General features: G+C 41.4%; 9 protein-coding genes. 3 read left to right on the top strand and 6 right to left on the bottom strand.

The window, feature by feature from the left end:
* Nucleotides 1-137: 137 nt before the first annotated feature.
* The 3 genes from C5469_RS05680 to pncB all read right to left on the bottom strand — a co-directional run bounded on the left by C5469_RS05680 (nucleotide 138) and on the right by pncB (nucleotide 4556).
* On the bottom strand, nucleotides 138-1283 hold the full coding sequence (locus tag C5469_RS05680; RefSeq protein ID WP_166303510.1) for a porin: 1146 nt from the start codon (nucleotides 1281-1283) through the stop codon (nucleotides 138-140).
* 324 nt (nucleotides 1284-1607) lie between these two features.
* Complete coding sequence (gene asnS / locus C5469_RS05685; protein WP_166303513.1) at nucleotides 1608-3008, bottom strand: asparagine--tRNA ligase; 1401 nt, start codon at nucleotides 3006-3008, stop codon at nucleotides 1608-1610.
* A 333-nt stretch (nucleotides 3009-3341) separates the two neighbouring features.
* Entirely contained in the window at nucleotides 3342-4556 is a 1215-nt protein-coding gene (gene pncB, locus C5469_RS05690) for a nicotinate phosphoribosyltransferase (protein WP_166303516.1), read from the bottom strand.
* A 345-nt stretch (nucleotides 4557-4901) separates the two neighbouring features.
* Between pncB and pepN the strand changes: the two genes are divergently transcribed.
* Nucleotides 4902-7514 (top strand): aminopeptidase N, encoded by a 2613-nt coding sequence (gene pepN, locus C5469_RS05695; protein ID WP_166303519.1) that lies wholly within the window; start codon nucleotides 4902-4904, stop codon nucleotides 7512-7514.
* Between the two features lie 372 nt (nucleotides 7515-7886).
* Here the strand turns inward: pepN and C5469_RS05700 are convergent, their stop codons facing one another.
* A complete protein-coding gene (locus tag C5469_RS05700; protein WP_339413767.1) occupies nucleotides 7887-8438 on the bottom strand; it encodes a hypothetical protein in 552 nt (183 codons plus the stop codon).
* A 675-nt stretch (nucleotides 8439-9113) separates the two neighbouring features.
* On the opposite strand from C5469_RS05700, the gene pyrD reads away from it, so the two are divergent.
* Both pyrD and C5469_RS05710 read left to right on the top strand, forming a co-directional pair.
* A complete protein-coding gene (gene pyrD / locus C5469_RS05705) occupies nucleotides 9114-10124 on the top strand; it encodes a quinone-dependent dihydroorotate dehydrogenase (protein WP_166303522.1) in 1011 nt (336 codons plus the stop codon).
* Nucleotides 10125-10314: 190 nt separating this feature from the next.
* Nucleotides 10315-10860, top strand: a complete 546-nt coding sequence (locus C5469_RS05710) for a cell division protein ZapC (RefSeq protein ID WP_166303525.1) — start codon at nucleotides 10315-10317, stop codon at nucleotides 10858-10860.
* Nucleotides 10861-11093: 233 nt separating this feature from the next.
* Here C5469_RS05710 and C5469_RS05715 read toward each other — a convergent pair whose 3' ends face one another.
* Complete coding sequence (locus C5469_RS05715; RefSeq protein WP_166303528.1) at nucleotides 11094-12392, bottom strand: glycosyltransferase; 1299 nt, start codon at nucleotides 12390-12392, stop codon at nucleotides 11094-11096.
* Between the two features lie 220 nt (nucleotides 12393-12612).
* Nucleotides 12613-13911, bottom strand: coding sequence for a glycosyltransferase (locus tag C5469_RS05720; RefSeq protein ID WP_166303530.1), 1299 nt, complete (start codon nucleotides 13909-13911; stop codon nucleotides 12613-12615).
* Between the last annotated feature and the right edge of the window lie 34 nt (nucleotides 13912-13945).

Here is a 13945-nt window from a genome sequence, read left to right on the forward strand (position 1 = left end):
CTGCATATTGCCTCAGTCACCGTACTATTTTTAATCAATGGTGTGATTGTTATTATTTCTTTAAAAAAAGATGGCGTTCACTTCAAATGAACGCCATGCCGAATTAATTAGAGTTTGTTTGATTTTATTTCAGTTAATTAGAACTGATATACCAAGCCTACACCAATAGCATTTTGGGTATTAACTTCGAAATAGTCGGTATATTTGTTGTCTTTTACTAAGTTGATCTTGTAATCAATATAAGCAGACATATTTTTGTTAAAGTTGTAATAAGAACCAATGGAAATGTATTTTACCCAGTCCTGATTTGTGAAAAAAGTTGTTCCCTTGGATTGAACGTATGCCAGAGATGGACGCAGACCTGAATCAAACTGATATTGAGCCGTTAATTCGATGTTACGGGTTTTTGCCGAGACGACATCTTGGTAGCCGAAAGAGGTCATATTGTGGGTTTCACCGTACATAGCCGCCAGGTAGATGTTGCTGGCATCGTATTTAGCACCAACGTTCCATGCTTCTGCTCTTTCACCGCGAGCGACAGATGTCACTAATCTTTCATGTATGATAGGACGGTCAGCGTTGGAATAGGCGCCACCTACGCTGATACCATATCCCAGATCATAAGTCACAGATAAGCCAAAACCGTCACCGTTACCACCACCATTGGGTTTGATGATATCGCCTCGCTTGAGAAGTGAATTACGACCATTTTTGCTGTCTTCATCGTTCTTACCTTGATATTGCAGGGCGAAGTTCAGGCCATCAACCAGGCCAAAGAAGTCAGTATTACGGTAAGTCAGAACACCAGTAGCACGATTAGTCATGTAGGTGTCAGCTTGGGACATGGAGTCACCACCGAATACTGGCAATACATCGGTCCAGGCGTTGATGTCATAGAGAACACCGTAGTTACGACCGTAGTCCAAAGAACCGTATTCAGCAAATTTCAAACCAGCGAAGCCCAAGCGGGTTTTGTTACCTTTAGCCCCGTCTGCTTCTGAGTTGTTAGCTTGAATTTCGTATTCCCAGCGACCAAAACCTGTCAACTGGTTATTGATTTGGGTTTCACCTCTGAAACCTAGACGAACATAGCTTGCATCACCATCTTCACTCCGGGTAGGAGCACTATCTGATTTTTGAAAGGCTTTAGAAAATTGATGACGGGCATCAGCTTTACCATACAAATCCAGTTTGTTTCCATCTTTATTATAAATTTCAGCGGCATTTGTTGCGCCAGCAATTAACAGTGCTGGGATTACCACTGCAAGAATACTACCCTTCATTCAATTGTTACCTTCTGTTAATTTCCATCATTGGTGTGATTCGGACATTTGTTACTTCAAGAAATAATTCCTTTAAGAAAATCTTTGAAACTATTTATGAAAACATGGCGCCGTCCGTGTCGGGGCAAAGTGTTCCATTGGTAGAGGGCTTTATCCACTAATAAAGTGATACAAAGTGATGGTTTTTGTAATAAAGTGAAAATAATATATGTGAAAATGTAAATAAAGAGATATTTATGATCGCCAGCAGGATAAAAAAATAAAAAAGCCAGCTTTTGCTGGCTTTTACACATAAGAATTTTTAATGTTATGTTTGCGAGTTTATTAGAAGCTGGCACTTCTCGGTGTGCGTGGGAATGGGATGACATCACGTACATTTGGGACACCGGTCACATAAGCGACCAAACGCTCAAAGCCAAGGCCAAACCCGGAGTGAGGTACGGTACCATAGCGACGCAGATCACGGTACCACCAGTAATCTTCTTTATTAAGCCCCATCTCTTCCATGCGCTTATCCAGCATATCCAGACGTTCTTCACGTTGTGAGCCACCAATAATCTCGCCAATGCCCGGTGCAAGTACATCCATTGCAGCGACAGTTTTGCCATCGTCGTTCATGCGCATATAGAAAGCTTTAATATCTTTTGGATAGTTTTTCACAACAACGGGAGCTTGGAAGTGTTTTTCTGCCAGATAACGCTCATGTTCTGAAGAAAGGTCAACCCCCCAGAATACGGGGTTCTCAAATTTCTGGTCGCAGTTTTGCAGAATTTCAACTGCGTCGGTGTAATCAATCTGAGCAAAATCGGCATTGATGAATTTTTCCAGACGGGTGATGACGTCTTTATCTACACGTTCAGCAAAGAATTGCAGATCATCGGCGCGTTCTTCTAATGCGGCTTTGAAAACATATTTCAGCATATTTTCAGCTAGTGATGCCGCGTCATTGAGATCAGCAAAAGCCACTTCAGGTTCAATCATCCAAAATTCTGCCAGATGGCGGCTGGTATTTGAGTTTTCAGCCCGGAAAGTCGGACCGAATGTGTAGACTTTGCTTAATGCACAGGCATATGCTTCGCCGTTCAATTGGCCTGATACCGTCAAGAAAGCTTCGCGGCCAAAGAAATCTTCGTTGAAATCCACTTCACCTTTGTCAGTTAAAGGCAAATTTTGCAGATCCAGTGTGGAGACTCGGAACATCTCACCAGCGCCTTCTGTGTCAGCCGCAGTGATCAATGGAGTAGAAACCCAGAAATAACCATTTTCATGGAAGAAACGGTGCAATGCTTGTGCAAGGGTATGACGCATACGGGCAACAGCACCAATCAGGTTGGTACGTGGGCGCAGGTGAGCCACTTCGCGCAGGTATTCAATGCTATGGCGTTTAGCTGCCATCGGATAAGTGTCAGGATCTTCAACCTTGCCAATAACCACAACTTTTGTCGCTTGTAGTTCAAAATTCTGCCCTTGACCCAAGGAAGCAACAACTGTTCCTGTCACTTCTACCGAACAGCCAGTAGTTAAATACAGAACTTCATCCTGATAATTGGGCAAATTATTATTAACGACGGCCTGTAATGGATTAAAGCAGGAACCGTCATAGACGGTGAGGAAAGAGATACCAGCTTTAGAATCTCTCCTTGTACGTATCCAGCCGCGAACGGTGACTTCACTATCAACCGCAACCCGGCCTTGCAGTACGTCGACTACAGGCGCTACGCTCATAAATTTCTCTCTTCTTTATATATACAATTCAGGTTTGTGAAAATGAATATACCCGTTATCTTTCAAGTTGCCTCTTTGTTGGCTGCATTCACTCACCCCGGTTACATAGTTCGCTATACTCCCGGGGATTCGCTCCCTTGCCGTCGCGATGCATCTTGAAATCCATAGGGTAGATACCCACAAAGGGCAACTTGTTCTATGTTACTTGCCATATTTCAGGAAACAAGAGGAAATCACTAATTTAAACGGTGAAATAGAGAGAAAAAGGTCTTTTTAAGATGTGCCGCTACTTTTTTGCTAGCGGCACGGTTGTATTTTCAAATAAAAATTGTGTTAGCAAGCTTGTTTGATCTGGGGTATATCAAAAGCTGCCCGCAGCCTGTTAACAAATTCATTATCCTCACAAATGGTTTTTCCGGGACTGTCTGAAAGTTTTGCTACCGGTTTGCCATTACACTCGACAAGTTTGATGACGATATTCAGCGGATTAACCCCCGGAATATTGCAGGTCAGCCGTGTACCGATACCAAAAATCAGGTTGATTCTGTTGTGAAAATGGCGATAGAGCGTCAGCGCCTTCTGGAAATCCAGGCTATCAGAAAATACCAAGGTTTTTGTTATCGGGTCGATGCCCAGCTTTTGATAGTGGGCGATAGCTTTTTCACCCCATTGGACTGGATCACCCGAATCATGGCGCAAACCTTGATAGCTGTTGGCAAGCGGGGCATCAAAATCCCGCAAGAAAGCATCCATTGTAATGCAGTCAGTCAGGGCGATACCTAATTGGTTGGGATATTCATTTAGCCAATTTTGTAATGCTTCCCGCTGACTGTTTGCCAATTCGGGGCTGATTTGTTGATGAGCCTGAAACCACTCATGCGCTTGCGTACCAACAGGAGTGAGCCCAAGTTGTTGTGCAAGTTGATAATTGCTAGTGCCAATCAGGTAAGGGAAACGCTGTTGCAGTTCACTGACAATAGCATGCTGAACACTGTGTGAAAAGCGGCGGCGTGTGCCGAAATCCATCAGTTTAAAACCGGAGAGATCGATTCCTTCCTCTTTGGCATCTTGATAGAACAATTTAATCAATTTGCGAAGCTGGCTGGTTGCATTTTCAGCAGCGTTATTCAGTGAGTGATGGCGGTGGACCAGCTCACTGATCAATGCCAGTAAGGGGACTTCCCACATAATGACTTCATGCCATAATCCTGAAATACGGATGGCTAATTGACCGGCACTTGTAACAGAAATATTGACTTGTTGTGGGTTAAAACGAAAAGTTTTTAACCAGTTTAGATAATCAGCTTTGAAAAAAGGCAGATTGGCAAGATAATTAAATTCAGCATCGGTTAATGCCAGATCAGCCATCATGTTAACCTGATGGCGTAATTCTTCGGCATATTCACCCAGCAGTTCATCACCGCGACAGCGGAATTCTGCAACTACAGGAATGTCGTTGTAGCGGTGGTACACTGCTTGTTGCATATGAAGCTTATAAGCGTCAGTATCAAGCAGTGATTTAATAATCGGGGTAGCGTCTAGGGTCATGGCGCGTTATGCATCCTCACGGAGCGTATTCATATCAGCTAAATCGATAAAGTTGGAAGAGTATACCGAGATTATTTTGTTATTGAAGTCACATAACATCATAAAGTTCACCAAAAGATCGAAGCTAAAAGGGGCCGTTAGTTAAATGTTATCATGTTATTTGATCATTGCGTGACAACAAGCACCAAAGAGCAAACATATTCTTTACATAATATCATACTCGTGCTGAATGAATGTTTAACGCCAGAAGGTGCGTTATTTTGCTCTTGAAATTCAACCTATTTCTGTGTCAGCGTAAGATTTAGTATTGAATTAATTCCATAAATATGAACCAAAAGGTTTCTTATGACACAACAGCGACAAGCTAAATATCGCCGGGATTATCGCGCTCCCGACTATACGATTACTGATATTGAACTCGATTTTAATCTTGATGCCGATAGCACAGAAGTTACTGCAATAAGCCAGGTGAAGCGTCTGAGTCATGAAATAGCGTCATTAGTGCTAAATGGTGAAGACTTAACACTGAAAAGTCTTCATGTAAATGGTCAACCGTGGGAACATTACCGTGAGCAGGATAGTGTTCTGATCATTGAGCAGTTGCCCGCTCAGTTCACGCTGAAAATTGTGAATACCATCCATCCGTCGAAAAACACGGCTCTTGAAGGATTGTATGTTTCTGGCGATGCACTTTGTACCCAATGTGAAGCAGAGGGTTTCCGTCACATTACCTATTATCTTGATCGCCCTGATGTGTTGGCGCGTTTTACAACTCGTATCACTGCCGATAAATCTAAATATCCTTATCTGCTTTCAAATGGTAATCGGGTTGAGCAGGGAGAAACTGATGATGGGCGTCATTGGGTGAAGTGGCAGGACCCATTCCCAAAACCAGGTTATTTGTTTGCTTTAGTTGCTGGGGATTTTGATGTTCTGCGCGATACTTTTACAACCCGTAGCGGTCGCGAAGTTGCATTAGAGCTGTTTGTTGATCGCGGTAACCTTGACCGGGCTGATTGGGCAATGACTTCCCTGAAAAATGCCATGAGATGGGATGAAACCCGCTTTGGTCTTGAGTATGATCTCGATATCTATATGATTGTTGCAGTGGATTTTTTCAATATGGGCGCAATGGAGAATAAAGGTCTGAATGTCTTTAACTCCAAATATGTGTTGGCAAAATCTGAAACTGCGACTGATAAAGATTACCTTAACATAGAAGCCGTGATCGGCCATGAATATTTCCATAACTGGACAGGTAATCGTATTACTTGCCGTGATTGGTTTCAGCTTAGCCTGAAAGAAGGACTGACTGTCTTCCGTGATCAGGAATTCAGCTCTGATCTCGGCTCACGCTCTGTTAATCGTATCGATAATGTGCGCGTTATGCGTTCAGCGCAATTTGTTGAAGATGGTAGCCCAATGGCTCACCCAATTCGTCCCGATAAAGTGATTGAGATGAATAACTTTTATACGCTGACTGTGTATGAAAAGGGGGCAGAAGTCATTCGCATGATTCACACTTTACTGGGTGAAGAACAATTTCAGACAGGGATGCAGCTTTATATTCATCGCCATGACGGTAGTGCTGCAACATGTGATGATTTTGTTCAGGCAATGGAAGATGCATCAAATGTGGATCTGTCACTTTTTCGCCGCTGGTATAGCCAATCGGGTACACCAGTGCTGACCGTCCGTGATGAATACGATGCAGAAAAGCAGCAATATAAGTTGCATGTCAGTCAGATGACACCACCTACAGCTGATCAAAAAGAGAAACAACCTCTGCATATTCCGTTGGATATTGAACTCTATGACAGTAAAGGCCATGTGCTCCCACTGTATTATAATGGTCAGCCAGTACACCATGTGCTGAATGTAACCAATGCAGAGCAGACGTTTGTATTTGATAATGTGCCGTCATTGCCAGTCCCTTCTTTATTACGTGAATTCTCAGCACCGGTGAAGCTAGATTACCAATTTAGTGATGAGCAATTGGTATTCCTGATGAAGTATGCCCGTAATGAATTTTCGCGCTGGGATGCCGCTCAGTCGCTGATGGCAAACTATATCAAGCTGAATGTTATCCGTTACCAGCAGAAGCAGCCGATTGAACTGCCAATGCATGTGGTAGATGCTTTCCGTACGGTGTTATTAGATAAGGATATTGATCCTGCTTTGGCTGCTCTGATTCTGGTTTTGCCATCAGAAAGTGAGATAGCGGAATTGTTTACGGTTATTGATCCAAAAGCAATTCATGAAGTTCTGGATGCAACTACCCGTACTTTGGCTCAGGAAATGGCTGATGAGTTTGCGGCAGTTTATAACTCCATCAATATAGGTGCATATCGTGTCGATCACCAGGATATAGCCAAGCGCTCTCTGCGTAATATTTGTTTATATTATCTGGCCTTTGGTCATCAAATTCAGGCTGATAAGCTGATATCAAATCAATATCACCAGTCTGACAATATGACTGATGCATTAGCTGCGTTATTTGCCGCGGTGGTAGCCGAGTTGCCTTGCTGTGATCAACTGATGGTGGAGTTTGATGAGCGCTGGCATCAAGATGGTTTGGTTATGGATAAATGGTTTGGCTTACAGGCAAGTAGCCCGTCAGCAGATGTTCTGGCTAATGTGCGCAATCTTCTGAATCATCGATCATTTAGCATGGGGAATCCAAACCGAGTGCGTGCTCTGGTTGGAACATTTATTAACAATCCGGTTGCATTCCATGCTGAAGATGGCAGTGGTTATCAATTCTTGTTAGAAATCTTGACTGATCTTAACAGCCGTAACCCGCAGGTTGCTTCCCGTTTAATTGAACCATTGATGCGCTTGAAGCGTTATGACGATAAACGTAAAGATATGATGCGTAGTGTGCTGGAACAGTTAAAAGGGTTGGAAAATCTGTCTGGTGATTTGTTTGAGAAAATTACCAAGGCGTTAGAAAGCTGATACTATTTATCAGCTTAATGGTTTTATCGGGCTAATGGTTATTTAGCCCGATATTCTGTCTGATTTATTTTCTGGATAATAAATTTCTTGCAATCGTTTATTTTCGGATCAGATATCATTAAGATGCCCTGTGCTTAATAATGAAATATTTTATCACCTTAGTGAAATCTGATTATCTGTTAGGTTGCACCGTGATTTTTATACCGGTATTCTCCATTTGTCGGTGTAAAATTAGGTATAATGCCAATTGAGTGCCGATGTTCAAATGTTTGAATATTCAATTTGGAATTGAAAACAGAGCGAAGTTAATAGTAAAGATAAGCAGAGATTTGTTGCCCTCATAGAGGGCTATTATAGTAAAAAAGATAACCGTTATTCGTAATTTCTACCACCAAATAGACTTGTTTTGTATTTACACTCTTTATCGTCATCATTCCAATTTCGATAGCCATTTTCACTTGATAGATCTTTAATGATTACATTCAATTCATGTGGATATATGTCATAATCGTGACCAACTTCAGGAATAAAAGAGCTTGATATGTATCCGTTCGGAGACCTGTCAGTGTATTCTTGGGAAGTAATCCTCATATGTTGATTTGCTTTAATGACATACTCAAGAGCATCTGCGCCTTGCAGTTTCGGTGATGGGGGAGTCATACCTGGTATTCTTTTATTGTATGTTGATTTAATGCCGATAAAGTTAACACCAGCAGTTAGAGTTCTGAGGTCAACAAGCTTAAAACATTCCCCTGATTTTTCGTAAGTTTCCAGTGTCAGTGGCGGGAGGTAATTTCTGACTCTAATTCTGGCAGAATCAGTACCTGAATAATCTTCCATAGGCTTTGTTAAACTAATTGCACAGCCTGAAAGTAAAGAGATGGAGATAACAAGAATTAATTTTTTCATATTATTCAAAGTCACAGTCTATTTAAGATTTCCTTCTATTACAATAGAAGATAAAATAATCTCCATTTTTCTATCATTTTATGAAAAATTATTCAATAGCGAAATGAATCTGTGTTAACCTGGAATAATCTTACTTAACTCTTTGGTGGTGAAAGTTTTAAATGAGGAATAATTGTATATTTATTAAATGTGGAAAAATTCCGCATGTTTTTTAACCTTTCGATTCGTTTTTAATCTTTCATAATTGTAGTTGCGAGATGCATTACTTTGATTCTGAATGGTTTTATATCCTTGCAGTGTCAAAAGCAACAATAATGATATTGGATGAGCTGGAAATGAAATTCACTGGAAAGCACCGTACTAATTGAATGGTTTTAATCTTGGGGAAGAAAGTACAGTAAGACACTGAATGGCGGTTAATCGTTGTGTCCTTAATGGTCTTATTCTTACTGTTTAAAGGCAGTTAAGCGACAGTTTTAGTCACGGATGGAAAAATTTTGCTTCTGGTGAGCATATTTCTGTGGCTTCAACCTACGCTATTCGGTTAATCTCTTACCAAGATATCTTGGAGATTAGCAATGAGCATTGTGTCGTTCAAGAGTTTCTAAGTGCTACATGAATGAGTATAGAAACGTATTAGTTTTATTTTTATAACTTAGTGTTTATGAATTAATTAACAGGTTGAGGATGATGTGCTACCCACTAATCAGGAAGGCGTTGTTTCAGTTTGATCCGGAACGAGCGCACGAGTTAACTTTCCGCCAGCTCAAACGTATTACCGGTACTCCTTTCGAATTTCTTATCCATCAGTCAGTTGCTACAAAACCTGTTACCTGCATGGGCCTGTCATTTAAAAATCCCCTTGGTCTGGCGGCAGGTCTTGATAAAGATGGTGATTGTATTGATGCATTCGGTGCAATGGGATTTGGCTTTATTGAAATTGGCACAGTGACTCCACGAGCTCAGGCAGGAAATGATAAACCAAGACTATTTCGTATCGTTGAAGCAGAAGGGTTAATTAACCGTATGGGCTTCAATAACCTCGGTGTTGATAATTTGGTGGAAAATGTCAAAAAAGCGAAATATGGTGGGGTTATTGGGATCAATATTGGCAAAAATAAGGATACGCCAGTAGAGCATGGGAAAGATGATTATTTAATCTGCATGGATAAAATTTATCCTTATGCTGGCTATATTACGATTAATATCTCGTCACCGAACACGCCGGGTTTAAGAACATTACAATACGGCGAAGCGCTGGATGATTTACTCTCTGCGATTAAAGATAAACAAAGTGAGCTTCAACAAAAATATCAGAAATATGTCCCTGTTGCGGTAAAAATCGCACCGGATCTTTCTGAAGCGGAGTTGGTTCAAATTGCAGATAGTTTGATTCGTCATAATATCGATGGTGCTGTTGCAACGAATACAACGTTAGACAAGAAATTAGTTGAAGGACTTAACTATTGCCAACAAGCTGGTGGGTTAAGTGGGCGACCGGTTCAATTACGTAGTACAGAAATTATTCGTCGATTATCGCAAGAATTAAAAGGTGAAATTCCTATTATCGGTGTTGGCGGAATAGATTCACTGACTGCGGCCAGAGAAAAAATAGCAGCTGGGGCTTCTTTAATACAGATTTTTTCTGGGTTTATCTATCATGGGCCAAAATTAATCAAAGATATCGTCAATCATATCTAAATCTTTCTGTTAATTTATCATTGGGGGTTTATTTTTGCCCCCAACTCGTCTATATTTGCTCTGATCACCTAAATTTTATCTGTATCTTTGCATGTCTTTTAATTATGACAGGACTTATTTCACTGAATAGCAGGCAAGTTATTTACAATCTGTTTAGAGATGTGAGCTTTTTGGCATAAAAGGATAACCCATGAAAATTAAACCTGATGACCAATGGCGCTGGTATTTTGATGCTGACCATGACCGTGTAATGCTTGATCTGTCTAATGGTATGGTTTTTCGTTCCTGTTTTCCTGCAAAGATGCTGACACCCTATGCAATGGGAGAAGTGTCATTTTCTGTAGAAGATGCGACGCTTTATTATTGTTTTGAAGAACAGGCACGCCGAATTAATATTTCAGATGAATTCAGAGCTGAATTAATTCTTAATGCGTTAGTGGCTTTTCGCTTTATTAAGCCACAAATGCCAAGGAGCTGGTATTTTTCTCGTTTTGCTATGATGGAAAAGCCTGTACAGGGGGAGTTGATCCAGGTGCGGCTTCTGAACTGTGGAACCGATGCTATATTTTTGGTAGCAGAAGCCGGGGAGAGTGCGAGCCTTTGCTTGCTAGCTCAACCGCAATTAACGTTATCTGATCGGGTAATGAATTTTTGCGATCCAATTAAGATTATGAATGACAGATTGATGCCATTTGTGGAACCTGTTTGTATGCCAATTTATGGTGCTGCGGTCTGATTTGAGTTTAAGATCTAGTTGTTCTATTCTCTTTCTAAGAGCAAAGTCACTTTTTTCTTGTGTCCTAAAATCATCTGTTAACTATCATCACAGAAACTTACCTGTTATATGTAATAGCTACAGTTCACTCATTTGAAGCAGGCGTGGGAAATATATTAAGAAGCATTTTAATAGCTCCCCCTCTGGATAACATGAGTCTCAAGATGGGGAGGAGAGATTAATATATTAAGGAGTTAATTAGCACGGTTTCGTTCGAGGATTAATTGTTCTGCGTGATTGGATATTGCTGCCAATGCATCGTGACTGGCGTAATCGTCTTGGACGATTTGGGCGCGTTGTTTAAACAAATTTGTACTTAGCATATTTTCCACCGCTTGCTTAAGCTGAAATTCAGCAGGTTGTGCTGTATCCAGATTAATACCACATCCAGCCCATACGACGCGAAACGCTGTCTCTTGTTTGCCTTCTCCTGTATCGGCAATGAGCAATGGTGTACCGTGGTTGAGGGCGTAATTAATGGTTCCGTAACCCCCGTTGGATATTAGTAATGAAGCTTTCGGTAGCCAGTACTCAAATGAGATAAATTCTTCGATGCGTGCGTTGTCAGGTATGTTCTCTCGCAGTATTTCTGCCGATTTGCCACCGGTGGTCGCCAATACACGTACAGGTAATGTGGCCAGTGCCCGCAATGTAGGGAAAATTAACTGATTTAGATCGGTATTGGACATGGTGCCTTGAGTGACTATAACTAGTGGACGTGGATCATCTTCTTCCCATAATTGAGGTGATTCTATTTTCGGTGCGGGGTTGGGGAGTGGGCCAATAAAATGGACTGTATCAGGCAATCCTTCTCGTGGGTATTCAAACGCCAGGGTTGAAAGTTGCAAAAAGCGATCAGAGCTGAAGATGACTTCATCGTTGAAAAATCGGGTTAACGTAGTGCATCCTGACTGCTCTAATGCGTCATTAAAGCGATCCTGTACTTCGGTTATTAGTTGTCGGGCTTCCTCATCCACGAGTTGTTCATGTGTCAATTCTGATGGTAATAATGCGGGTGGGATACGTGGTCCCCAGAAAATTGAATCTTTCGAAGAGTAAGCTAGAGGCGTTATGCCAATGATGATCACTGGAAGACGATGAGCTTTTCCTTTTTGCAGCAGTGGCAATATGCCATAAAAGCAGTTCTCGGCTATAAGTAATTCTGCTTGCTGTTGATGGATGATTTGTTGTAATTGGCGGTCGAGGAATGGGATTGGACTACAGAAGAAATCTTTAAACGCTAGCGCCATTTGCAGATTTCCTGGCGGAAGGTGCGCTCGGTCAGGAAAACGTTGTTTTAAGTGACGGTAATCAAAGTCTATTTTTTCATCAAAAGGGATAAATTCTGCGTTTAAATCTTCTACATGTTGGCGAAATAACGCGCCAGTGAATACAGTTACCTGATGTCCTTGTGCTATCAGTGATTGAGTTACCTTTAACATCGGATAGACATGCCCGGGTGTTGCGACCGCTGCAATGACAATACGTGCCATAACTTACTCCTTATACTGTTTTGATTTAATTACGCTAACTCCTGACTCAAAGTGTGATTATTTTATGACTACTGTCATAAATTGATTGTAGTGATAATAGTTTATTATGACAATAATCACTGTTGTTTATTTTTTTATGAAGTTATGAAATATGTTGATTTCCCCTCCTTTTAGCCTGTGTTATTGCCAAAATGGAGAGGAAGGATGAAGTATCTAGGGCTTAGTTAATGCGGCTTTGTTCAAGAATTAATTGTTCTACATGATTGGATATTGCTGTTAATGCATCATGTCTTGCGTAATCTTTTTGGACAATTTGTGCACGTTGTTTAAACAAGTCTGTACTTAACATATTCTCCACTGTTTGCTTAAGTTGAGATTCTGTGGGGTGTGCTGTCTCCAGGTTAATTCCGCATCCAGCCCATACGACACGAAAGGCCGCTTCCTGCTTACCTTCTCCTGCATCTGCAATGAGTAATGGTGTACCATGGCTAAGAGCGTAATTAATGGTTCCGTAACCCCCGTTGGATATCAGTAGTGAAGCTTGTGGCAGCCAATGCTCAAATGAAATAAATTCTTCGATACGTACATTTTCGGGTAGATCTTTGCTCAATGTTTCTACCGACCTGCCACCGGTAGTTGCCAATATACGCACTGGTAATGTAGCTAATGCGCGTAATGTAGGGAGAATCAATTGATTGAAATCGGTATTGGATATAGTACCTTGAGTGACGATAACCAATGGGCGTGGATCATCTTTTTCCCATAATTGAGGTGATTCTATTTTAGGTGCAGGGTTAGGAAGCGGCCCAATAAAATGGACTGTATCAGGCAATCCTTCTCGTGGGTATTCAAAGGCCAGGGTTGAGAGTTGCAAAAAGCGATCAGCACCAAAAATCATTTCATCATTGAAATTTCTGGTTAACGCAGAGCCACTTGACTGGACTAATGCATCATTGAAGCTATCCTGCACTTCGGCTATTAGCTGTTGATTAGTTTCATCTACGAGTTGTTCATGTGTCAATTCTGGTGGTAATACCGCGGGCGGGATACGTGGCCCCCAGAAAACGGAATCTTTCGAAGAGTAAGCCAAAGGCGTTATGCCAACAACTATCACTGGAAGACGATGGGCTTTTTCTTTTTGCAGCAGAGGTAATATGCCGTAAAAGCAGTTTTCGGCTATAAGCAGTTCTGCTTGTTGTTCACGAATGATTTGTCGCAGTTGACGATCGAGAAGTGGGATTGGGGCTGCGAAGAAGTTCTTGAATGCTAGTGCCATTTGTACATTTCCCGGAGGAAGTTGAGCACGGTTAGGGAAATGTTGTTCTAAGTGACGGTAGTCAAAGTCTATTTGTTCATCAAAAGGGGCAAATTGTGCGCTTAAAGCTTCTACTTGTTGGCGAAATAACACACCGGTAAACACTGTTACCTGATGCCCTTGTGCTATCAGTGATTCAGCAACCTTTAACATCGGATAGACATGCCCGGGTGTTGCGACCGCTGCAATGACAATACGTGCCATGATTTGCTCCTTCATATTGTTTTGATTGAATTGC

Origin of the sequence: Photorhabdus cinerea (genome assembly GCF_011189575.1) — a bacterium.
Taxonomy (GTDB): Bacteria; Pseudomonadota; Gammaproteobacteria; order Enterobacterales; family Enterobacteriaceae; genus Photorhabdus; species Photorhabdus cinerea.

Bases quoted from the DNA above. Each gene is read 5' to 3' on its own strand.
- C5469_RS05680 (WP_166303510.1), bottom strand. From the start codon at position 1,283: ATGAAGGGTAGTATTCTTGCAGTGGTAATCCCAGCACTGTTAATTGCT.
- asnS (WP_166303513.1), bottom strand. From the start codon at position 3,008: ATGAGCGTAGCGCCTGTAGTCGACGTACTGCAAGGCCGGGTTGCGGTT.
- pncB (WP_166303516.1), bottom strand. From the start codon at position 4,556: ATGACCCTAGACGCTACCCCGATTATTAAATCACTGCTTGATACTGAC.
- pepN (WP_166303519.1), top strand. From the start codon at position 4,902: ATGACACAACAGCGACAAGCTAAATATCGCCGGGATTATCGCGCTCCC.
- pyrD (WP_166303522.1), top strand. From the start codon at position 9,114: ATGTGCTACCCACTAATCAGGAAGGCGTTGTTTCAGTTTGATCCGGAA.
- C5469_RS05710 (WP_166303525.1), top strand. From the start codon at position 10,315: ATGAAAATTAAACCTGATGACCAATGGCGCTGGTATTTTGATGCTGAC.
- C5469_RS05715 (WP_166303528.1), bottom strand. From the start codon at position 12,392: ATGGCACGTATTGTCATTGCAGCGGTCGCAACACCCGGGCATGTCTAT.
- C5469_RS05720 (WP_166303530.1), bottom strand. From the start codon at position 13,911: ATGGCACGTATTGTCATTGCAGCGGTCGCAACACCCGGGCATGTCTAT.